The sequence below is a fragment of the Ornithinimicrobium pulveris genome (assembly GCF_050261105.1).
Taxonomy (GTDB): Bacteria; Actinomycetota; Actinomycetes; order Actinomycetales; family Dermatophilaceae; genus Ornithinicoccus.
This window is the reverse complement of record NZ_CP189837.1, coordinates 1,449,175-1,471,164: the sequence shown is the minus strand read 5'-3', so window position 1 is coordinate 1,471,164 and position 21,990 is coordinate 1,449,175. Positions and strand designations below refer to the sequence as shown.

Genomic DNA, 21,990 nt, shown 5'->3' with positions numbered 1-21,990 from the left:
CTGGCCCGTTAACGTCTGGTGACCCTGATCTTCGGCCCTCGGGCCATCACTCCCCACAACGCGGGCGGAAGGCACTGTGCCGATGAAACTGAAGGATTACCCCCAGGTCGAGCAGATCAGCAGCAAAGCCCCTGGTCAGCTGGCCCGGATGGCGACCGCCGCCGTCTTCCTCGCGATCGTGCTCTTCTACACCCGCTCGCTCTTCGGCGACGTGGAGCACTCGTGGCTGCTGATCACCGCCGCCCTCATCGGCGGCTACATGGCGATGAATATCGGCGCCAACGACGTCGCCAACAATGTGAGCCCGGCGGTGGGGTCGAAGGCGATGACCCTCGGCGCCGCCATCGTCATCGCGGCAGTCTTCGAGGCCGCCGGGGCGATCATCGCCGGTGGCGAGGTCGTCAGCACGGTGAAGAACGGGATCATCGACCCGGCCGACATCGATGAACCGATGGTCTTCGTCTGGGTGATGATCGGCGCGCTGCTCGGCGCCGCGATCTGGCTCAACGTCGCGACCTGGCTCGGGGCGCCGGTCTCCACGACCCACTCGATCGTCGGCGGCGTGATGGGGGCGGGCATCGCCTCCTCGGGGGTGGCCATCGTCAACTGGCCGGTGATGGGCGCCATCGCCTCCAGCTGGGTCATCTCCCCGCTCGCCGGCGGCCTCATCGCTGCCGGACTCCTCTACGTGCTCGAGCGCAGCGTGCTGTGGAAGGCCAACCCGATCGAGGCCGCAGTGCGCTTCGTGCCCTATCTCCTCGGCTTGATGGCGTGGACCTTCACGACCTACATCGCCATGAAGGGCGTGCAGAATGTCGTGACCGTCAGCACCCCGCTGGCGATGGTCATCGGCCTGGCCACCGGCATCGTCACCGTGCTGGTCACCCGTCCGCGGATCGCCCGCCGCGCCCCGTCCCTGACCAACAACAGGGAGGGCGTCAACGCCCTGTTCACGATGCCGCTGATCTTCGCCGCGGCGCTGTTGTCCTTCGCCCACGGCGCCAATGACGTGGCCAACGCCGTCGGCCCGCTGGCGGGTGTCGTCGAGGTCCTCGCCGGTGGCGAGATCGACGACGAGGCCGGCATTCCGCTGTGGGTCCTCATCGTCGGTGCGGTCGGCATCTCGTTGGGCCTGGCCCTGTTCGGCCCACGGCTCATCCGCACGGTCGGTTCAGAGATCACCGAGCTGGACCGGTCCCGCGCCTTCTGTATCGCCTTGGCCGCCGCCCTGACGGTGATCGTCGCGAGCCAGCTGGGCCTGCCGATCAGCTCCACCCACGTCGCGCTGGGCGGCATCTTCGGGGTCGGCTTCCTGCGGGAGTACCTCGACCAGCGGATGGCCAAGGCCGTCGAGGACGTGCTGCACAGCCACCAGGGCGATGAGCACATCGCCGAGGTCGAGCGCGTCCTCTACACCTTCGTCAACGCTGATGCTGAGACCAAGAGGGAGATGCTCGGCAACCTCAGTGAGATGGGCCATGAGGCGGTCATCACCGCCGCCCAGCAACGCAAGCTGAAGAAGGCGCTCAAGCGGCAACTCGTGCGCCGTTCGCACCTGTTCCGGATCGTCTCGGCCTGGATCATCACGGTGCCCGCCTCAGCTCTGCTGGCGAGCCTCTTCTACTTCGCCCTGCGCGGGATGATGGTCTGAGCGCGCCGCAGTATCCGCAACGCGAGCTGCAGCACGCGGGTCCGAGGGTCAGGCGTCCAGCTCTGCCAGCACCTGGGGCACCTGGGCGGCCAGCTCCCGCGCCAGGAAGCCGGTGGCACCGAGTTCGGCGGTGAGCCGGTCCCCGGCGCTGCCGTGCAGGTGCGAACCCCACACCGCGGCCTGACACGGATCGGCACCACGCCCCAGCAGCCCCGTCACGACCCCGGCCTTCACATCTCCCGAGCCGGACGTGCCCAGCCCCGGTCCACCGACCGAGCCCTGCCAGGAGCGTCCGTCCGGGTGCGCGGTCCACGTGGTGGCCCCGCCACCGGAGACGCAGGCACCGGTGCGGGCAGCGAGCCGCAGCGCTGCCTCGCGCGGATCGGCCTCGACCTTCTCATCGGTCCAGCCCAGGGTCATCGCCAGCTCGTGCAGGTTGGGGGTGAGCACGGCCCGCCCGTCAAGATGCTCGACGCAGGACGGGTCATCGGTGACGGCCTTCATCGCCAGGGCGTCGATCACCACCGGCACCGTGATCTCGGCCAGGATCTTGCCCACGAGGTCCCCGGCGCGGTGCGCCTCGCCCATCCCAGGGCCGAGGAGAACCGCCTCGCACTCGGGGGCCAGCTCGATCACGACGTCGACCAGCTCGGAGGTCAGCTCCCCGTCCTGCTCTTCGCCCACGCCGCGCACCATGGTCTCGGGCATGTGCACGGCGAGCGCGGTCGCGGCCGAGCGCGCGGTGACGATCTGCACCTTGCCAGCACCGACGCGCAAGGCTCCTTCGGCCGAGAGGAGCACCGCACCGGGGTTGTCCCGGCTGCCGCCAGCAACCAGGACCCGTCCGCGGGACTCCTTGTTGTCCTGCAGGGAGGGCAGCGGCCACTCCCGCAGCAGGTGCGGGGTGACGATCTGGGGGGTGGGGCGGCTCACTCGTCGTCCTCGCTCACATCGCCATCGCTCACATCGACATCGCTCACGTCGTTCTCTGTCGCGTGCGAGGGCTCGTGCGTCACGTGCTCACCCCCGCGATCGACGGCCACGGTGTCGCCATAGGACTCCAGCTCCAGCCCCGCGTCGCCCCGGCGATAGGTCGTCAGCGAGCAGTTGGCCAGCGGCTCCTCCTTGTCGGCCTGCAGCACCCGAGCCTCATCGAAACCCTCGACCGCGACCCGGAACGCCATGATCGTGGCCTGGTGGGAGAAGACCCACAGCCGCTGATCGGCATACCTCTCCTCCATCTCCAGGAGCACCTGCCGCACCCGCTGCACCACATCGGCCCAGCTCTCCCCGCCCGGCGGGCGATAGTAGAACTTGCCCATCCGCTCGCGTCGCTTCGACTCCTCGGGATAGTCCTGCTCGATCCCGATCCAGGTCAGCCCGTCGAAGGCGCCGAGGTCCCGCTCGCGCAGGCGCTCGTCGATGACCAGCGGCAGGTCCAGGCCGTCCATCGCGATCTCGGCGGTCCGCCGGGCCCGCACGTAGGGCGAGCTCACCACCGCGGTCGGCCGCTCGTCCTCGGGTAGGGAGATCAGGTGCTCGCGCACGGCTTCCGCCTGGTCCACCCCGGTGCTGGACAGGTCGACGTCGGCGTCGCGTACCTCCAGGTCGAGGCGGGGTTGCTCGGCATCGAGGGCGGCGCGGTCGGCGAGGTTGCCCTCGCTCTCGCCGTGCCGGACGAGCACCAGGGTGTGGAGGCCTCGCTCGGGCGAGACGCTGGTCAGGGTCGCGTATGGCGCATCGGAGGGCGTCATCTTCCGATCCTGTCAGCGATCGGCGAGGGCCTCTCGGTGGATCTGCGCGAGACCCGGGTAGTGGTTGACGCCCTGACGCAACCCCCCACGCTCCTCCTCCGTCAGCTCGCGCCGCACCCTGGCCGGGACCCCGGCCACCAGGGAGCCGTCCGGCACCTCTGTTCCCTCGAGCACCACCGCGCCACCAGCGACCAGGCACGAGGCGCCGATCCGGGCGCCGTTCATCACCACGGCGCCCATCCCGACGATCGTGCCGCTGCCCACGCTGCAGCCGTGCAGCACCGCCCCGTGCCCGACGGAGACGTCGTCCTCGACGGTGGTCGGGAAACCCTCATCCGCGTGCACCACCACGTTGTCCTGCAGGTTCACCCGCTCCCCCAGGGTGATCTGCTCGTTGTCCCCGCGCACCGAGGTCCCGTACCAGACGCTGCTCCCCGCACCGATCCGCACGCTCCCGCTCACGACGCTGTATGGCGCAAGCCAGGCTTCCGGGTCGATGTCCGGTCGGCGATCGCCGAGTGGGAGGACCAGGCCAGAAGTGGTGTCGCTCGTCATCCCCCCATCCTGCCAAGACGAGCGATAGCGTGAGCCATGCGCATCGGAACGCGACGTCGGGCCGTGCTCCCGGCACTGCTCGCAGCCCTCCTGATCACGGCCTGCGGCGGCGAATCCCCTGACTCTGACCCCCAGACCGGCGCCCCGGTCCGGACGCCGGAGGCACCGACCACTGCCGAGCCCGACGCGACGACCGCAGCACCTGCTGTTGACGACGACGGCGATGACAACGACGGCAATGACAACGACGGCAATGACAACGACGGCGATGACAGCAGTGACGAAGCGCAGGCCAGCACAGCTCCGCCACCGGCAGCCTTGTGCGGGGACCTCACCGGCGAGGAGGCCCTGGCGCGCTGGCTCCCTGAGATCCCGCCCTTCTTCGACGACGTCGATCCGAACGACCCGAATGACCCGGGCAACTGGAGCCCGGCCCTGACCGACACCTCCACCTACGACCCGTGCGCCGACCTGTCCTGGTTGACGGTGCCGATCGTCGGGGGCACCGTCTCCTCCCCGTTCGTCATCCTGCTCTTCCACGAGGGCGAGTTCGTCGGCACCGCCACCGAGACACCGCTGGGCTTCTGGCCCGAGGTGGCACGGGTCACCGACGGGATCCTCAACGTCACCTACACCTATCCCCAGGAGATGGAAGCCAACGCGCAGGCCAGCGGACGAGCTGTCTGGCGGCTGACCTGGGACGACGAGCAGGGAACTGTCGAGCGCACCGGCGACCTGCCGCCCTATGCCGACGGGGCCGACGCGTCGGCAGCGCCCGGCTCGGCCCTGGCCGACATCCCGGACGCCTACCCGGGAGCCGGTGGTCCCGCCCCGGCCACCGCACTCCAGGTCCAGACCTTTGCGACGACCAGCCCCGGCACCGCGATCATCATCACGCCGACCGGGAACATCGGCTGCGACCTGGGGCCCAACTCCGCCGGTTGCGCGATCCTGTCGATGCTCGAGAATCCCGCCGCCACCGACGCGATCGGTGATCCGCTCTGGTGGGTCGTCTTCGAGGAGGACGGTCAGGCTCATCTGTCGGCCAAGGGCGATCCGCCCGCGTTCGAGAGCTCGAGCACCCGTCCGCAGGTGGTGGAGTACGGCCAGCAGGTCCAGCATCAGAACCTCGTCTGTGCCTCCGAGATGAACGGCCTGACCTGCTGGGACGTCACCACCGGCCACGGTGCGTTCATGAACCGGGAGGGCCTGCGCTCGTTCTGATTCACGCCGGACGGGCGCACGACATTCCGCGACTCGCCCGACCTGGAGCGGCTGCGCCGTACCCGGGCACGACTGGGCCGGTCAGCCTCCGGCGCGCCCTAGGTCCACCGCGTCGGTGAATTCCTCGTCGCCGATCCGCAGCCGGAAGCCGTGCGGCTGGTCCGGGTCGGGTGAGGACGCCTCCACCCAGGGCGCGATTGCGGCGCCGCCGACGTCGGCGAAGGCGCGTAACGCCATACCGGGATCGGCTCCGTCCACCTCGCAGTCGAGCGAGCCGAGCCGGATCGCGCAGCTGAGTCGGGCGTCGGGGACCTGCTCGTCGAGCACAGCGGCGGCGTCCAACCACCAGGCGTAGGGCGCCGGATCGGTGCGGTTGAGGTAGTGCACCTGAGCCGTCGCGTGCGTGCCCTCGACCGACCAGGCCGACTGGCTGAAACCCAGAGGGACATCGGCGAGCCGCTGGGCCGTGCCACCCGGGTCCGCCAGCGCCTCCGGACCGAAGACGATCTTCGAGGTCAACGACCGCTCACCGCCGCCGCTCTGAGGCGTGTGTGTGGTGTCCACGCTGACGTCCGCGACGCCGGGGATCTGGGCGACCTGGTCCTGGAAGGGCGCGGAGGTCTCGCGCTCCTCCGCGGTCAGCCACTGCCACAGCAGCCGCCCGCCGACGAGCGCGATGATCGCGACCGCGATGAGGAAGCCGATCGGCACCCGCCCTCGCTGACCACGACTGGCCCCGCGACCATGCTCCCCGTGACCGCTCATGACGTCCCTTCGATCAGTGCCCTCCCGGCGGACGCCTGGCGTCGCAGCCCGTCCCTGACCGCTTTAGCGTAGGACCATGGAATCCCGGACCACCGACCGCCTGCCCCGCCCCGTCTCCGTCATCGGCCAGGGCTGCTGGCAGCTCGGCGCCGATTGGGGCGAGGTCGCCGAGGACACCGCCGCACAGATCCTGGCCGCGGCGGCGGACGCCGGCGTCACCTTCTTCGACACCGCGGATGTCTATGGCGATGGCCGTAGCGAGCGGATCGTGGGCCGATTCGTCCACGAGCGCGGGCGGGAGAACTTCCTGGTCGCGACCAAGATGGGGCGCCGGGCCGACCCGCACGTGCCGGAGACCTTCACACCCGACAACCTGCGCCGGTGGAACGACCGCTCCCGCGAGCTGCTCGGCGACGACACGCTCGACCTGGTCCAGCTGCACTGCCCGCCCACCCCGGTCTTCAGCACCGACGCCGTCTTCGAGACGCTCGACGAGATGGTCGACGAGGGCCGTATGCGCGCGTATGGCGTGTCCGTCGAGACCTGCGACGAAGCACTGACCGCGATCGCCCGGCCGCACGTCGCGAGTGTGCAGATCATCCTCAACGTGCTGCGCCGCAAGCCGCTGGAGCAGGTGCTCGGTGCGGCGGCGGAGGCCGGCGTGGCGATCATCGCCAGGGTGCCGCTGGCCAGCGGCCTGCTCACCGGGCGCTTCACCGCGGACACGCAGTTCGCCGCGGACGACCACCGCAACTACAACCGGCACGGGGAGGCGTTCGACCAGGGCGAGACCTTCTCCGGTGTCCCGTATGACGTGGGGCTGGCTGCCGCCCGCCGGTTCGCCGAGATCGGGGCTGGCTCAGACGAAGCTGGCTCAGACGAAGCTGGCTCAGGCGACGCTGGCTCGAATGACACCGGCGAGCGCGACACCGGCGAGCGCGGCACCTCGACGCCCGCACAGCGCGCCCTGCGGTGGATCATCGACCAGCCGGGCGTCACCACGGTGATCCCGGGTGCCTCCTCACCCGAGCAGGCGCGGGCCAACGCCGCGGCGGCCGCCCTGGCGCCCACCTCGTCGGAGGAGCTGCGGGCCTACGAGGAGCTCTATGACGAGCTGATCCGGGAGCACGTGCACGACCGCTGGTGAGACACAACCGCTGGTGAGACACAACCGCTGGTGAGTCACGACTGCTGGTGACGGTCACCAGCCCGTCACGCAGGCTGACCCGCGGTCGCCCGGCGCGCCACCTCCTCGACATCGCCCTCGAGATCCTCGGGGCGCAGCGCAGGACCGATGGCGGCGCAGATGACGACGATCACCCCGCCGAGCACGATCATCGCCAGCACCGGCGCGAGATCACCGAAGATCTCCTGCAGAGGGGGCAGGTAGAACGGGAAGAGCGCCGGCACGACGATCGACAGCGAGTACGCCGTGCCGTAGCCGGTGGACCGGACCGCCGTGGTGAGCCGCTCGGACAGATAGGCACCGATCGGCCCGTAGGCCGTGACCGTCACTGCCTGCAGCACGACCGCCCCGACCGCCACCAGCGCCAGGTCGCGCTGGCCGATGGTCCACCAGAAGACCGCCGGGCCGGCGAATGCGGCCAGCGTTCCCCACAGCAGGTAGAAGCGGCGCCGGCCCGTCAGCGTCGACAGATGGCCCGTCAGGCTCATCACGATCGCCTGCCCGACGGCCGCGATCCCCATCGCCCAGGACACCTGGGTCGCATCCAGACCGACCTGCTCGCGCAGCCAGCCCGGGAGCGCGATCACGGTCATCTGGGTCAGGAACCACAGCCCGGTCATCAGCCCGAACATCGTCCAGAAGGCGCTCCGATACCACCCGAACATCACCTCGACCAGTCGCGGCCGCGCCACCCCACCGCCCTGACCGCCCGCGCCTGCCGAGCCCTCTCCCTCCACGCGCTGCGCCGCGCGGAAGACCGGGGCATCGGTCACGTTGCGTCGGTAGTAGATCAGCATCGCGACCGAGGCCAGTCCGCCGGCGACGAAGGACATCCGCCAACCCCATGCGGCATACGCATCCTGGCCGAGCACGACGAGCAGCACGCCGGTGACGAAAGCGATCGTCGCCTGCGCCCACGGCGCCATCGACATGATCAGCCCGGAGAAGAGGCCGCGTCGACGCGGCCGGGACCACTCCATCGCCAGCGGGATCGCGGCTGAGTACTCCCCTGCGATGAACACCCCACCCACGAAGCGCAGCAGCAGCACCAGGGTGATCGCGAGCGGTCCGATCACCTCGTGTGAAGGCACCGCCGCGATCCCGAAGGAGCACGCTGCAGTGCCGGCGATCGCGAGCCGGGTGGTCCGGGTGCGCCCCCAGCGATCCGCGATCGCGCCGAAGATCATCCCGCCGACCGGTCGCCCGAGCAGCATCGCAAGGACCACGAGCGCCCCGGTGCCGGCCGTTGCGTGCGGTCCGGCGAGGGTGCCGAGCGCTGGTGCGAGCGCGACGAGCGGGAGGAAGATGTGCAGCTGGTCGACATAGTTGCCGACCACCCCGCCGCGCAGCGCGGCACGCCCCTCCGGGGGCAGGTCCTCGTATGTCGTGTCCCGGCCAGACGCTCGCGTCCCCGTCGTCGCTGGGGATGGCTTGGGTGGGTGTGGCATTGAGGGGACCCCTCGCTTCCTCCGCCGGCATGACCCGGACAGGTTCGGACGGTCCGGATGGCATCAACCCGTTCTCAGCCCCTGCCGAGGCTCCCGCGTAGGTCCGCTCACCCTAACCCCCGCCCCACCTCCCACCGAACGCGCGCGGTGCGCGAGAAAACCCCCACCGGACGCGCGCGGTGCGCCCGAAATCCCCCACCGGACGCGCGCCGTGCTGCGCACAACCCCCACCGGACGCGCGCCGTGCTGCGCACAACCCCCACCGGACGCGCGCCGTGCGCGAGAAAACCCCCACCGAACGTCCAGTATGTCGACCCGTGAGGCGACCGAACGCGCGAGCGTTAGCCTTGCGGATCCTCGTCGGGCGCCTCGGGCAGGTCACTGCGATGCGGGCCGGAGCCGCGCAGGTCCTCGTAGGTCATCCGGGCAAGGTCGAGCTCGGCGGTGTCAGCGCGCACGGTGTCGAGTCGGGCCTTGGCCTCGGCCACCCGACGTGACTGCTCGCGTCTCGCCTGCGCGAGGGTGCGCACGCACATCTCACCCCGCCGAGCGAACCCCTCCGCGGTCCGCTTGTCGTCCTCCGTCAGTTTCACGACTTCCTGCCACTGCGGGTCGGTGATCGTCAGGGTGTATTCAGCAGGAGCGAAACCCCATCCCTCCGCATCGGTGTAGAAGGTCCGCTCGCCCGTCTGTTCCACCGTGAAGGTGGTGTCAGCGCTCAGCATGTGCTGACGATTCTCGTTGCCCAGGGACATCCGAGTCAGCCGCACGCCGCGATAGGAGCCCACCTCCGGATCGGCCCCGGCTGCATCGACCTGATCTTTGGCCGCTGCGACCGCATCGTCGTAGGCGTGCTGGGCGGCCTCGAGATGGGCCTTGGCGCGGGCGAGTGCCGCACGATGCTGCTGCGCCCGCGACTCACCGGTTGGACGGTCCTCCCCCTGCGCGGCGGCGGTGCGCTCGGACTCCAACTCGGCGATCCGCAGGCGGTTCGCCGCACGTCGCAGCTCCAGCTTGTCCTGCAGCCAGAGGAGGAGCAGCACGATCATCGACAACACGCCGACAACCAGCACGAAGCCCACCAGCCGAACGATCACCTTCGCACCTCCCGCGGGGCCTCCTGCAGCGCAGCGTAGGCTGCCCGCGCCTGCTCCAATTCCAGGGTGTTCGACACTGCCCGTTCCAGGGCGGCGCGCGCAGCTCCCACGCCCCGTTCCCAGGCGGCCCGCGACTCGGCCAGCTCAGCCACCATCTGGACACCGACGGTCGCGAAGGCCCTGGCTGCAGGTTCCCCGCGCCGGTCGAACGGCACGGTCTCCGACCAGGCAGGGTCCACGATCCGCAATTCGTAGTCCTGGTTGTCATGAGCTGCCTCCCGGACCTGGTGGACCGAGAAGCTGGTCGCTTCACTCAGGGCGCGCTGTCGCTCGACCACGAAGACCGACAACCTGGTCACGTTGACCCACGCGAAAGTCGCGGTGACCTCTTCACGGGACGCGAGCTCGAGCAGGTCCCGGGCCCGACCGATCTGCCCGTCATAGGCGATCTGGGCTGCCCGCAGACGACTCCTCGCGCTGTTGAGGGCGTCGCGCCGGTGCCTGACGATGGCCGCGATGTCGCGGCTGGCAGCCTCCCGCCCCGTCAGCCCGCCATCCTCGTGCCCCTGCCCTGGCTCGATGCCGCCTGCCGCAGAACCCACGACGTCCTCGTAGGTCATCCGTGCCAGCGCGACCGCCCTGGTGTCGGCCTCCACCTTCGACAGCCAGGCCCTGGCCTGCTCGAGACGGAGTTCCCGTTCTCGCCAAGCGTTGTCCAGCGAGGCGACGGCCATCCGACCCAACCGGGCCAGATCGTGCACCTCGGCATGATCGATCGAGGTGATCGGGATCGTCTCGGTCCACCAGGGATCGGTGAGCCGCAGCTCCCCGCTGCGGCTCGAGACCACCGAGTCCATCTCGGTTCGGACGTAGATCACCTCCTCCCTCATCGCGATCTCGAAGCGAGTTCCGTCGCTCAGCGGATGCTGCCGACCGTGCACCGTCACGGACACCCGCCCCAACTGCACCCCTGCGGCGGAGGCGATCACCACATCCCGACCGGCCCGCTCGACCTGTTTCTCGGCCTGGATCACCCCTGGCTCGTAGGCTTGTTCAGCGCGCTGGAGATGGGTCCGGGCACGCGCGATCGCATAGTCACGCCCGCTCCGAGCGGCTGCATCACGACGCCGCTTCCACCACCGTGCGATCACCGCACCGACTCTAATGCGACCGGCACCACGCCCTGTTGGCACCATGGGCTCATGGCCAGGACGATCGCGACCACGACCACCGTCGACCTCGAAGGACTGCTGGACTTCATCCGGCCCCGCCATCAGCTGCTGCTCATCACTGCCCGCAAGGACGGCCGACCTCAGGCCTCCCCGGTCACCGGCGGCGTGGACGCCGAGGGCCGCATCGTGATCTCCACCTATCCCGAGCGGGCCAAGACCCACAACGCCCGCCGCGATCCGCAGGTCAGCGTGGTCGTGCTCTCCGATGAGTTCACCGGGGCCTGGGTCCAGGTCGACGGCACCTGCGAGGTGCTCGACGTGCCGGACTCGGTGGAGCCGCTCGTCGACTACTACCGCGCGATCGCCGGCGAGCATCCGGACTGGGACGAGTACCGCGAAGCGATGATCACCCAGGGCAAGTCCCTGCTCCGGATCACCCCGCAGGACTGGTCACCCGTCGCGACCGGGGGCTTCCCGGCCCGCCTCGCCTGACCGGCGCGTCACCGACTCCCGCCTGGCCATCCACGCCGCGATCAGCCCGACCGCCATCATCAGCAACCCCTGCCACGCCACCCCGGTGCTCGGCGTCTCGAACAGCCCGGCGAAGGCCACCACCGCCCCGAGCGGCACGAGCAGCAGCTGGAACCACATCATCCGCCGCGACGACGCCGCCCGGTCGCGCGGGAAGCGCGAGGCGTAGGACGACGGCGTCCCGAACTCCTCAGCCAGCGACACCCCCGCCTGCGCGGCATGACCTCGCGCCTCGCGCACGATCTCGTCGATCCGCCGCTCAGGCATCTCCATCCGCAAGCGCAGGGTGCCGGCCAGTTCGCGCACCCACGCCTCGTCAGGCAGCCCGAGGGCATCCGGCCCACCCTCGCGCCCCTCGTCCCGCGCTGGCAGCATCTTCGCTGAGGCCCACGCGAGCACCAGGTAGCCGACCACGACCGCGACCAGCCAGAACGTGCTCCCAGTGAAGACGACCGCCTCGCTAGTCCCCACCATCAGCCCGGCGGCCGCCGCCGCCGTGACGACGAGCGCCACACCTGTCGCGAGCCCGGCCACCACGCGCCGGTGCCGGGTCAGCGTGCGCTGCCACACGGTATACGTGAGCATCCCCAGCACCCCGATCACGCCCGGGGCGAGCAGCAGTCCCCAGGTGAACTCCGAGGTCAGGCCGCTGTCCAGCAGCATCAGCACCAGGAAGACCAGGCTGACCAGGCTCGCCATCACCAGGCCGATGAGCGGCGCCTCGCGCCAGCTCGCTTCGGCGGTGCTGAGTAGCGTCGGTCGCCCGCTGTCGTCCAGCGAGACGAGGCGCTCCCGCGCCCACTCCGCGGCCGGGCCGAACAACTCCTGCGCGCTCTCCCCCGATTCCTGCACCAACTCCAGCGCCGTGCTCAGCTCTCGCTCGATCACCGCATCGCGAGCGTTCTCGAGCACGAAGGTGGCGAGCGCGCGCTCGGCCCACAGCTGGTCGCCTCGGTCACCCCGAGCCGTCCCGTATGCCGTGAGCACAGGGGTCAGTCGACCCGCCTTCGGGTCGGGCTGGGTGGGTGCGTGCTGCGCGTTCATCGGGACACCCTTTCCGTGGTGCGTGGCCGGTGACTGGCGCTCTTGGCCGTGGCGTTGTGCGCGATGGCCAGGCCGACCGGAGTGGTGAGCTCGGTGGTGAGGTCGGCCCAGTCGGCGAGGGCGTCCCTGAGGTGGGCGCGGCCGTCCGGGGTGAGCTCGTAGTCCTTGCGCCCCGGGCCACTCTCGCCCTCGACCCAGGTAGTGCTCACCAGCCCGGACTCCTCGAGGCGCGACAGGACCGGATACAGCGACCCTCCGCGCAGGCGGCCGAAGCCCCGCTCACCGAGTGTCTGCGCGAGGGCATATCCGTGCAGCGGCCCGTCGATGAGGCTGCCCAGGATCGCCAGGTCCAACGCAGCCCGCACCCACGGGGCCGGCCAGCGCGGGTCGTCGCTCATGTATCTAAGTAGAGCCCATATCTAGATACCTGTCAAGCACACTCACAACCACCCGCGCCGGGCCGCCTGCACCCCCAGCTGGAAGCGCGTCTCCACCCCGAGGATCTTCTGCAGCACCGAGAGCCGCCGTTGGACCGTCCGCGCGGACACGCCCTGATCGCGGCCGATCGCCTCATCGGTCAGGCCCATCCCCAGCAGCGCCAGGAGTCGTCGGTCCCCCGCTCCGACCTCCCCGGCCAGCACCGCCTCCCACTGGTCCGGGTCGCTCAGACCCGGGTCGAGCGGGATCGCGGCCTCCCACAACTGGTCGAACACGGCGATCAACGAGTCAAGCAGCAACGACCCGTGGACGAGCACGCCCTCGCCCCGACCGGGCCCGGTCGGCAACCCGATCAGCGCCCTCGACCGATCCGCCACCAGCAGTTTCATCGGGAGCCGAGGCAGGATCCGCGCCTCCTCACCTGGCGCCACCCCGTCAGCCCACTCCGGCCGCGGCTCGCCCGCGTCGCGCAGCGACTCCCCCTCGTAGATGATCCGCATCGTCACGCCGCGCGCCTGCGCGCGAGGCTGGGCGGAGTCGGGCAGCGAGACGTCGGCGAAGTACGGCGCCCGGTCCAGCCCGCGCACCACCTCCCGCGCTCCGTTGACCAGCTCGGCCCCGAGCCGCACGATGGTCGCGGGGTCGTCATAACTTTCTATCTCGGCCGCCCCCGACCGTGGTCGCCGCTCGAATTCCGAGGCCAGCTCCTCGGCCGCCGCCAGCAACCGCATCACCTCGTCCTGACGCCGCGCCGCCAGACCGCTCAGCACCGTCCGTGGCGAGATGGCGTCCAGCGCTCCGGCCCGCTCCGTGACCAGTCCGGCAGCGACGAGCTCGTCCCGGACGTCGGCCGAGATGCTGGCACCCACCTGACCAGCCGACGGGTCACCGCCACTCTGCTCCGTCACCGGGGTGCCGTGTCCACGCAGCAGGCCCAGGTATGCCGTTTCCGCCGCCTCGCTCAGGCCGAGCACCTCAAGACCGTTCCGGTCCGCCTCCACCGCGCACTCCTCGTCGCCAGGTAGTTGAAAGTTCCCGCCTCTGTCGCATCCGCGACAGGTCCATTCTTCGCCATCGACAAGCCTTGCTCCACCGACACGCGGGTTGGTTTGCTGCTGGTCACCGGGGCGGCAATGGTGCCGCCCCGGTCTCACACCCCGGAGGGAACATCCCATGTCAGCACCAGGTCGGCGTCGCCGCCTCCTGTCCGCCCTCACCCTCGTCGCCCTCGCTGGCGCGAGCGTGACCACGGGCGCCCACGCCTCCCCGGCGGACCCGTCCACGGACGCCTCGTCAGAATCCGGCAGCGCCGGCGCCACGACGGGCCCCGCCACTGAGCCTGGCGCCCAGACGCCGGTCGATGAGTTGATGCCGGAAGAGTTCGAGGATGGCCCGTATGTCGTGATCATGCAGGAGCAGCCGGTCGCCTCCTACGACGGTCACCAGCCGGGCTACGCCGCGACCAAGCCCGGCAAGGGCGGCAAGGTCAACCCGAACAGCGCGCACGCGCGCAAGTGGGCGGACAAGCTCCAGGAGGACCAGGACGAGGTGATCGAGCGCGCGGAGGTGGGCGAACCGCATACCAGATTCGACACCGCCCTCAACGGCTTCGCCGCCGAGCTGACCGCGGAGCAGGCGGAGACGCTGGCCGCCGACCCGCTCGTCCTCGCCGTGGTCCCCGACGAGATCCGCGAGCTGGACACCGTGAGCTCGCCGGAGTTCCTCGGCCTGAGCGGCAAGAAGGGCGTCTGGGAGCAGATCGTCGGCAAGCGGGCCGAGCAGAAGACTGCCGGTCGCGGCGTCGTGGTCGGCGTGGTCGACAGCGGCATCCGGCCCGAGAGCCCCTCCTTCGCCGACGACGGCCACCCGGCTCCCCCGGTCGGCTGGACGGGTGAGTGCGTCACCGATGACGAGGAGCGCTTCCCCGCCGACAGCTGCAACGACAAGCTGATCGGGGCCCGCTACTTCGTGGCCGGCTACGGCATCGGCCGCCTGCACCCGCTCGAGTCGCTCTCGCCCCTGGACGCGGGTGGCCACGGAACCCACACCGCCAGCACCGCTGCGGGCAACTACGGCGTCCGCGCCGTCATCGACGGACAGGACCAAGGCGTGATCTCGGGCGTCGCCCCGGGCGCGCACGTTGCGGCATACAAGGCCTGCTGGGACGGGGCGACCGGCGGCGGGTGTGCGACCTCGGACACCCTGGCGGCGATCAACGCCGCCGTCGCCGACGGCGTGGACGTGATCAACTACTCGATCTCGGGCACCACGAGCAACTACATCGACCCGATCGAGATCGCCTTCCTCAACGCCGCCTCGGCCGGCGTCTTCGTCGCCGCGTCGTCCGGCAACTCGGGCCCGCGCGTCTCGACGACCAACCACCCCTCGCCGTGGATCACCACGGTGGCTGCCTCGACCCACGCGATCTACGAGCACACCCTGGTGCTGGGCGATGGCCGCCGGTTCATCGGCAACTCGATCACCGAGACGATGGAGGGGCCGGCCCCCTTCGTCTACGCCGGTGATGCCTCCACGACCGAGGCCAGCGCGGCCAACGCCGCGCTGTGCCTGCCCGGGACCCTGGACGAGGAGAAGGTCGAGGGCAAGGTCGTCCTCTGCGACCGTGGCGTGAACGCCCGGGCCGAGAAGTCCCAGGTCGTCGGCGACGCCGGTGGTCTGGGGATGGCGCTGGTCAACGTGGACGCGAGTGGACTGAACTCCGACTGGCACGCGATCCCCTCGGTCCACCTCAGCCACGAGCACCGGCCGGCGCTGCTGGACTACGCCCGCACCGAGGGCGCCACCGCGCAGATCGAGGCCGGCAACGAGGGCAGCTCCACCCAGGTCCCCGAGGTCGCCGGGTTCTCCTCGCGCGGCCCGTCGCTGGGTGCCGGTGGCGACCTGCTGAAGCCGGACCTGTCCGCGCCCGGTGTCGACGTGCTGGCGGCCTACTCGCCGACCTACGACGGCCACGACTTCATGTATTCGTCGGGCACCTCGATGTCCTCCCCGCACATCGCCGGTCTGGCCGCGCTGATGAAGCAGGCCAAGCCGGACTGGTCACCGATGATGATCAAGTCGGCGATGATGACGACCGCCCGTGACCACGCCACCGACAACGACCCGTTCGCGGGTGGCTCGGGCTTCGTCGAGCCGCGCCGGATGCTCGACCCGGGCCTGGTCCTGGACTCCGGCGCCGACGACTGGTGGGACTTCCTCGCCGGCCAGGGCATCGTGTGGGCCGGCACCGGCGAGCCGGTCTCGGACAACCCGATCGATGCCTCGGACCTGAACGTCCCGTCGATCGCGATCGGGGACCTGTATGGCGTGCAGACCGTCACCCGGACGTTCACCGATGTCTCGGGCGCAGCGGGCAACTGGCACGCCACGGTTGAAGGCCTAGAAGGACTCGACGTCACCGTCTCCCCCGACCGGATCCGCCCGGGCCGCGGCGGCAGCCAGGACGTGGAGGTGACGGTCCGCAATGTCGACGCCGCTGCCAAGGAGTGGAGCACCGGATCGATCACCTGGACCGGACCTGCCAACCGGACTGTCCGCATACCGGTCGTGGTGCGTCCCGCCGTGCTGGACGCCCCGAGCATGGTGACCGCCCCGATCGAGGCCGAGAGCCTGGAGATCCCGACGAAGGTCGGCGTCAACGGCCAGGTCGACGCGGTGGTCACCGGTCTGTTCAAGGGCCTGCAGGACTCGGGCACCGCGCACCAGACGCTCTTCTTCAACGCCCTCGACCCGCAGAACTACACCTACGAGTTCGACTATCCGGCCGGCTACCCGGACGTGCGGATCGAGGTCGAGGGTGATGGCGTCCACGACCTGGACATCTACGTCGTCGGGCCGCGCTTCAGCATCCCGCTGGTGACAGCGCGCACGACCGCTCGCAACGAGGTCTACGAGGGCCGGATCATCGGCACCGGGCGGATGAAGGTGCACGTCGTCGCCAAGGGGTACGAGGCCGAGCGGATCCCCTTCGACCTGAGGGTCTTCGTGATGGGCGAGGGCGACCAGGAGAACCTGGTGCTCGACCGTCCCTCCCGTACCGTCACCGCCGGCGAGCACGAGGTGTGGAGCGGTGAGCTGCGGACCGACAAGGAGAGCCCGTACTTCGGGCGGGTCTCTTTCATCCACGACGGTGAGGTCGTGGACCGGACCACGGTGCGCATCGGCTGACCGGGCTGATGCTCACCGGGGACAGGGGTAGGTGAGGAAAGGAGGCGCCGCCGGGATCATCCCGGCGGCGCCTCTGCCTGCTGTCGTTGGTTTCCCTGGCCTCGTTGGGCCTTCTGGCGTCGTTGGTTCCCTGGAGTCGATACGACGGCAGTCGCGGAATACACGACGGCAGTGGCCGAATAGACGACTCGGAGCGGGCGGCCGGTTAGCCGTCGGCTGGCTCCGTGTCGCCGTTCCAGACGTCGACGATCCTGAGCACTTCGTCGTGAGATAACTCTGCGTCGTCGACGTCCTCCGGTGTGATGGTGGGACGGGCTGTGATGTGCAGATCGGCCGACCCCTCCGAGATCGCGATGGTGACCTCCGTCCCCTCCGGAAGCACGTCGCCAAGAAACGGCAGGACAGTTTCGTGGTGCCCAGCGGCCGTCACCCTCACCTCGACCAACCTCACGTGCACCTCTTCCACCATGACGTCGGCGACGCCAGCGGTATGCAGGAGCTCGCCGAACGCCTCAAAGCCGCCATCGAGATCGTCGCGGGACGCATACCTACCTGGCGTTGCGCCATCAGTGGGCTGAACCTCGATCGCCCAGGACGTGGATCGATCCGGCGCGGAGACGATGAGGTCCCGCACCCGAGTTGCCGTAGCGATGTCGTCCACCGTGACCGTAAGTACCTTGCCTCGCAGAGACACGTTCTGGACGCCCTCGATCTCCCGCACCCTCTCGGAGACCTCTTCCCACGGCTCGGAGAGCCTCTCAAAGGTCACCGACATACCTCCCGAGAAATCGGCGACCTCTTCCTCCACCGCATTCACCTCTTCCGGGTCCGAGCCCGGGCGAAGCTGCACCTGCAGCTCATCCTGGACGAGCCGGACCCTGTCAGGGTGAAGGCGTCGGTGGACGAGGGGCGCGACCTCACCGAGTTCCTCCGGGACGCTGCGCCATTGCCGGTTGAGTTGCAGGGACGGAGACGTCAGCTGCGCCACGATGGGCAGATCTGGATGGTCCTCCAAGAACGGGCGGACGAGCTCGGTGTCTGCACTGAACTGCGCCACACTCCCGTGGTACCTGGGCCTGATCGTGTGCGGATCGGGATACTCGCAACGCCACGACCCCATCAGGGACAGGTCCCGCTCGTGCAGCCAGTCACGCAGCGCCTGGTAACTGTCCCGATGGACGTCCTTGAGACAGACAGCCACGCCATTGGCCGAGACCCCTTCTGCGACATATTTGACGTGTCGACCCGGTCGATACGACTCCACCTCCTTAATCGCCTCGTCGAATACCTCTGGTGTGGTCTCGGGCTTGAGTTGCAAAGATCCCCACAACTCACCCTCGAAGGGGGTGGAGTTGCTCCCGCGACCCGACACCGACTGAAGGTCGCTACCGAACCGCCCCTGCATGTGCTCCTCGAACGCTTCGCCCGCATCCGCGCCAACCGTGAGGCATCCAGCCATGAGCACGCTGGCGGAGGCAACGACCAACGGCAGTACGACCTTGCGCTTCTTCGACGTGATGCGGTCACTCCCCGGGCGGCGTGCTGCCTGTCGCCTTCGCACGGTCTACCTTTCCGCCTGTGGCTCGGCGTCGCCGTTCCACACGTCGACGATTCTCCGGATCTCCCGGCGGCCGAGTTCCTGGTCGTTGATATCGCTGGCTCGCAGGGTGCGGCTCGCCTTGATGTGCACAGTGGGTTGCGAGTCTGGCGTCTCGATGGTGACCCGCTGGTTGCGAGGCAGGATCTCGCCGAGAACGGGCAGCACAGCCTCGTAGTGGCCGTGGGGCGTCAGCGTGATGTCCACCCGGCGGGCATCCTGCTCCCGCGCGGACACCTCCGACAACTGCTCCACACCGAACGGCAGCAGATTGTGCGCACCTCCCTGGGCGGAGCGGACATGCTCACCGAAGCGCTCCTCGAAGTGCTCGTCGAACTCTTCGGCCGCAGCGGATCCGGCGTTCACCGGCCCACATCCCGCCACCAAGGCCCCGACTCCGGCCGCCAAGCCCGCCATCAGTGCGCCGCGTTTCCTCCCACCCATCGCGCCATCGTATCCCAGCACCAGGCCGGACTCGTACTTCTCGATGCCTCTAGATTCCCCTGGATGCCCGTGAATGCACCTCGATGCGACTGCATCCCACTCAACGTGCGGAACGCTGACCGGTTGTCGAGGATAGAAGCGTGCGCACCACGACACTGTCCATCCGTACCGGCTCCGACGAGGTCGTCCTCGACCTCACCCAGGACTGCGCCGAGTTCGTGCGCGACCTCGGCGATGGCCTGCTGCATGTCTTCGTCCCGCACGCGACTGCGGGGATCGCGATCATCGAGACCGGAGCGGGCTCGGACGACGACCTGTTGGCGGCCCTCGGGGATCTGCTGCCCGCGGACGACCGCTGGCGTCATGCCCACGGGTCGCCTGGCCACGGCCGATCGCACGTGATGCCGGCGCTGCTCCCGCCGTACGCGACGATCCCCGTCGACGGTGGTCGATTGGCGCTCGGCACCTGGCAGAGCATCTGCCTCGTCGACCTCAACGTCGACAACGCGGACCGGACGGTGCGGCTGGACTTCCTCGGCGGCTGAAGTCACATCGCGAGAGTGCCTTGCTGACTCCTGACCTTCGGGAATCACTCGACGGGTGCTCCCCGCAGCCGCACGGACAGGCAGGTCACGCAGCCCTCGAGCTTGATGAACTCGCTGATGTCGGCCTCGGTCACCTCGTAGCCTCTCTCGCGGAAGATCTCAGCGGATGCCGGAGCGTCTGCTGCCATCAGCAGTCGGTTGCCGCCCAGCAGCACGACATGCGCACCGCTCTCCTCCGGCACCGGCAGGAAGTCTTGCCACACACGGGTGTCGTCCACGAGAGGTGGATATCCGACGACCGTCCCGTCGGGCAGGGCGGTCACGGCGCTCTTCAGGTGCAAGACCTGAGCAACCGGCACGCCGATCACCCGGGCTCCAAGCGGTTCCAGGTGCTCCGCCAGTTGGCGCAGCCCCGCGGCATTCGTCCTCCCGCCCTGACCGACCCACACGCTGCCGCCCCACTTGAGGACGTCACCGCCATCCAGGGTCCCGGGCCCTTCGATGTGGGCGATCCTATAGCCCGCCGCACGGACCGCGTTCTCGACGCCCGGGATTTCCGGCCGACGCGAGGGTGCCCCAGGCCGGGTCAGCACTGCGAGGTCGCCATAGACCACGACGGCGTCCTCGACGAAGACCGCATCCGGGCAGTCCGGCGCTGGCTCGACCTCGATCGTCTGCCACCCGGCGCGGGCCAGCGCGTCCACGTATCCCTCCCACTGCCGCAACGCCAGGTCGAGATCGATCGGGTGTCGCTCGAGGTGGGTAACGAGCCCGTCGGCCAGCAATGGACCGGGGCGACGGACCAAGGCCAACTGACGATCACTCACAGCCCCGAACTTCATACTCTCGACTCCCGTGCCCGCGACTCTCGCGCCCTCGACTCCCATGCCCGCGAATCTAGCCCCGAAGGCATGCCTGTGGCCCGGCCCAGGTGGGGCCGGGTCGAGGCGGGGTCATTTCAGGTGCCAGGTCACGCCGAAAGTGGTGACGGTCGCGGTGAGCTCGTTGTCATGGACCCAGGTGTGATGCCTGGGGCACAACAGCGCGTAGTTGTCCAGGTCCGACAGCCCGCCGCGGGACCACCAGATCACGTGATGGGCATCGCACCAACTCGCCGGGATCGTGCACCCCGGGATCGAGCAGCCACCATCCCGCTTCGCCAACGCGACCCGCTGACCATAGGTCGCCAAACGCTTCTCATCCCCCATGTCCAGGATCTGACCCTGCGTACCCAACACCACCGGCAAGATCCCCGCATCACAGGCCAGCCGTCGGATCGAGTCCGCGCTCACCGACGCCCCATCCAACGTCGCCCCGCACCCCGGCTCATCCTCCCCGGTCTCGGACAGCATCCGCTTGAGGACCTCGAAGTCGATCGAGACCATCACCATCGCCTTCGGCGTGGACGGCTGCCCCTTGCTGCCCGCCACCCCCCGCCCGATCACCATCATCAACGCGTCATAACGACGCTGCCCCGCCGTGCGCAGATCCTCCTGCCCGGTCGCCTCAACCTCTTCCTTCGAGGCCGGAGCAGCAAGAGGCGAGTTCAGGATCGCCCGGACCGCCTCATAGTCCGCATCATCCCCGAACGTCCAGATCAACCGCTTCACCGAACCATCCGCCAACGACGACTCGTGCACATTCCGCAAGCCACGACGAGCCTTGTTCGCCTCGTCCTGGTCCTTCTCCGAGATGCACCGCCGCAGCACCTCATCCAGCTCGTTCTTCATCGCCTTGTCATCCTTGGCCGGGTCCGCACCCACCCCCGCCAACGCCTCGACCAGGGCGGCGTACTGCTCCGGCGACAGCGCCGACCTCACCCGCGACACAACCCGCAAGATCTTGGCCGCCCGCGCCACCGACATCCCCTCATCCAGCACCCCCTCCAGCACCGGGGCGTGCACCGCCTCGGTGCAGGCCGTCGCCAACCTGGCCAGATCACGCACCCCAGAGGCCTCCAGGTCCGGGCACCGCAAGCTCAACCAGTCAACAAGCCCGAACCCCTTCACCACGTGCAGACCCCGCTCGGCGACCTCGCACGCCAACCGCACCCGCGCCGTGACCAACGCCCGCTCCGCGACCGCCACCGAGTCCAACGCCTCGACCACATCAGCGTCCATCAACAACACCGACCCGGCCGAAGCACGCTCGGCCAACAACGCCTCCCGCCCCGACTCCCGCAACGCCCTGGACAACACCACCGACGGCGGCGAACTCGCCGGCAACCCCACCGCAGCCCCAGCACGGTCAGGCGCCCCGGTGACCGCGCCCGCGGCCATCCGGAGAACCTCACCACCAAACCCCTGCTGCTTCATACGGACAAATGTACGACACACCACCGACAAACCCTC

The 21,990-nt window shown here is 69.4% G+C and carries 20 protein-coding genes and 1 riboswitch; of the genes, 6 read left to right on the top strand and 14 right to left on the bottom strand.

Annotation, left to right across the window (positions count from 1 at the left end; genetic code table 11):
• Positions 1–82: 82 nt before the first annotated feature.
• Positions 83–1,651 carry an inorganic phosphate transporter gene (locus tag ACQBAT_RS06745; RefSeq protein ID WP_420745912.1) on the top strand — a complete coding sequence of 523 codons (1,569 nt, stop codon included), beginning with the start codon at positions 83–85 and terminating at the stop codon, positions 1,649–1,651.
• Between the two features lie 48 nt (positions 1,652–1,699).
• On the opposite strand, the gene ACQBAT_RS06740 is transcribed toward ACQBAT_RS06745, so the two are convergent.
• From ACQBAT_RS06740 to ACQBAT_RS06730, 3 genes are read right to left on the bottom strand one after another with little or no spacing between them, the layout of a single operon-like run.
• Positions 1,700–2,584, bottom strand: coding sequence for an NAD(P)H-hydrate dehydratase (locus ACQBAT_RS06740; protein WP_420745913.1), 885 nt, complete (start codon positions 2,582–2,584; stop codon positions 1,700–1,702).
• Positions 2,581–3,405: a histidine phosphatase family protein gene (locus ACQBAT_RS06735; protein WP_420745914.1), complete on the bottom strand. Its 825-nt coding sequence runs from the start codon at positions 3,403–3,405 to the stop codon at positions 2,581–2,583. Before ACQBAT_RS06735 ends, ACQBAT_RS06740 begins: the two co-directional genes overlap by 4 nt.
• A 12-nt stretch (positions 3,406–3,417) precedes the next feature.
• Entirely contained in the window at positions 3,418–3,960 is a 543-nt protein-coding gene (locus ACQBAT_RS06730) for a gamma carbonic anhydrase family protein (RefSeq protein ID WP_420745915.1), read from the bottom strand.
• 36 nt (positions 3,961–3,996) lie between these two features.
• Here ACQBAT_RS06730 and ACQBAT_RS06725 point away from each other — a divergent pair, with 36 nt between their 5' ends.
• A complete protein-coding gene (locus ACQBAT_RS06725) occupies positions 3,997–5,184 on the top strand; it encodes an LppP/LprE family lipoprotein (protein ID WP_420745916.1) in 1,188 nt (395 codons plus the stop codon).
• Between the two features lie 81 nt (positions 5,185–5,265).
• On the opposite strand, the gene ACQBAT_RS06720 is transcribed toward ACQBAT_RS06725, so the two are convergent.
• Positions 5,266–5,895: a hypothetical protein gene (locus tag ACQBAT_RS06720; RefSeq protein ID WP_420745917.1), complete on the bottom strand. Its 630-nt coding sequence runs from the start codon at positions 5,893–5,895 to the stop codon at positions 5,266–5,268.
• A 130-nt stretch (positions 5,896–6,025) separates the two neighbouring features.
• Here ACQBAT_RS06720 and ACQBAT_RS06715 point away from each other — a divergent pair, with 130 nt between their 5' ends.
• Positions 6,026–7,096, top strand: a complete 1,071-nt coding sequence (locus tag ACQBAT_RS06715; RefSeq protein ID WP_420745918.1) for an aldo/keto reductase — start codon at positions 6,026–6,028, stop codon at positions 7,094–7,096.
• A 65-nt stretch (positions 7,097–7,161) separates the two neighbouring features.
• Here ACQBAT_RS06715 and ACQBAT_RS06710 read toward each other — a convergent pair whose 3' ends face one another.
• The 3 genes from ACQBAT_RS06710 to ACQBAT_RS06700 form a co-directional block, all read right to left on the bottom strand.
• On the bottom strand, positions 7,162–8,583 hold the full coding sequence (locus tag ACQBAT_RS06710; protein WP_420745919.1) for an MFS transporter: 1,422 nt from the start codon (positions 8,581–8,583) through the stop codon (positions 7,162–7,164).
• Positions 8,582–8,690: riboswitch (TPP riboswitch) on the bottom strand. It overlaps the preceding gene by 2 nt.
• 234 nt (positions 8,691–8,924) lie before the next feature.
• Positions 8,925–9,680, bottom strand: a complete 756-nt coding sequence (locus ACQBAT_RS06705) for a hypothetical protein (protein ID WP_420745920.1) — start codon at positions 9,678–9,680, stop codon at positions 8,925–8,927.
• Positions 9,677–10,714, bottom strand: coding sequence for a hypothetical protein (locus ACQBAT_RS06700; RefSeq protein WP_420745921.1), 1,038 nt, complete (start codon positions 10,712–10,714; stop codon positions 9,677–9,679). Before ACQBAT_RS06700 ends, ACQBAT_RS06705 begins: the two co-directional genes overlap by 4 nt.
• Positions 10,715–10,882: 168 nt before the next feature.
• Here ACQBAT_RS06700 and ACQBAT_RS06695 point away from each other — a divergent pair, with 168 nt between their 5' ends.
• Positions 10,883–11,344: a PPOX class F420-dependent oxidoreductase gene (locus tag ACQBAT_RS06695; protein WP_420745922.1), complete on the top strand. Its 462-nt coding sequence runs from the start codon at positions 10,883–10,885 to the stop codon at positions 11,342–11,344.
• Here the strand turns inward: ACQBAT_RS06695 and ACQBAT_RS06690 are convergent.
• From ACQBAT_RS06690 to ACQBAT_RS06680, 3 genes are read right to left on the bottom strand one after another with little or no spacing between them, the layout of a single operon-like run.
• Positions 11,303–12,427: a hypothetical protein gene (locus tag ACQBAT_RS06690; RefSeq protein ID WP_420745923.1), complete on the bottom strand. Its 1,125-nt coding sequence runs from the start codon at positions 12,425–12,427 to the stop codon at positions 11,303–11,305. The genes ACQBAT_RS06695 and ACQBAT_RS06690 overlap by 42 nt on opposite strands.
• Positions 12,424–12,825, bottom strand: a complete 402-nt coding sequence (locus ACQBAT_RS06685) for a PadR family transcriptional regulator (RefSeq protein ID WP_420745924.1) — start codon at positions 12,823–12,825, stop codon at positions 12,424–12,426. The genes ACQBAT_RS06690 and ACQBAT_RS06685 overlap by 4 nt, the downstream gene beginning before the upstream one ends.
• Positions 12,826–12,867: 42 nt before the next feature.
• Complete coding sequence (locus tag ACQBAT_RS06680) at positions 12,868–13,866, bottom strand: LuxR family transcriptional regulator (protein WP_420745925.1); 999 nt, start codon at positions 13,864–13,866, stop codon at positions 12,868–12,870.
• Between the two features lie 172 nt (positions 13,867–14,038).
• Between ACQBAT_RS06680 and ACQBAT_RS06675 the strand changes: the two genes are divergently transcribed.
• Positions 14,039–17,053 carry a S8 family peptidase gene (locus ACQBAT_RS06675; RefSeq protein WP_420745926.1) on the top strand — a complete coding sequence of 1,005 codons (3,015 nt, stop codon included), beginning with the start codon at positions 14,039–14,041 and terminating at the stop codon, positions 17,051–17,053.
• Positions 17,054–17,258: 205 nt separating this feature from the next.
• Here the strand turns inward: ACQBAT_RS06675 and ACQBAT_RS06670 are convergent, their stop codons facing one another.
• Positions 17,259–18,539, bottom strand: a complete 1,281-nt coding sequence (locus ACQBAT_RS06670; RefSeq protein WP_420745927.1) for a hypothetical protein — start codon at positions 18,537–18,539, stop codon at positions 17,259–17,261.
• A 78-nt stretch (positions 18,540–18,617) separates the two neighbouring features.
• Entirely contained in the window at positions 18,618–19,016 is a 399-nt protein-coding gene (locus tag ACQBAT_RS06665) for a hypothetical protein (RefSeq protein WP_420745928.1), read from the bottom strand.
• A 218-nt stretch (positions 19,017–19,234) separates the two neighbouring features.
• On the opposite strand from ACQBAT_RS06665, the gene ACQBAT_RS06660 reads away from it, so the two are divergent.
• A complete protein-coding gene (locus ACQBAT_RS06660) occupies positions 19,235–19,639 on the top strand; it encodes a secondary thiamine-phosphate synthase enzyme YjbQ (protein ID WP_420745929.1) in 405 nt (134 codons plus the stop codon).
• A gap of 44 nt (positions 19,640–19,683) precedes the next feature.
• On the opposite strand, the gene ddaH is transcribed toward ACQBAT_RS06660, so the two are convergent.
• Both ddaH and ACQBAT_RS06650 read right to left on the bottom strand, forming a co-directional pair.
• Positions 19,684–20,466, bottom strand: a complete 783-nt coding sequence (gene ddaH / locus ACQBAT_RS06655; protein ID WP_420745930.1) for a dimethylargininase — start codon at positions 20,464–20,466, stop codon at positions 19,684–19,686.
• A gap of 126 nt (positions 20,467–20,592) precedes the next feature.
• Positions 20,593–21,954, bottom strand: coding sequence for a DUF222 domain-containing protein (locus ACQBAT_RS06650; protein WP_420745931.1), 1,362 nt, complete (start codon positions 21,952–21,954; stop codon positions 20,593–20,595).
• Positions 21,955–21,990 lie beyond the last annotated feature (36 nt).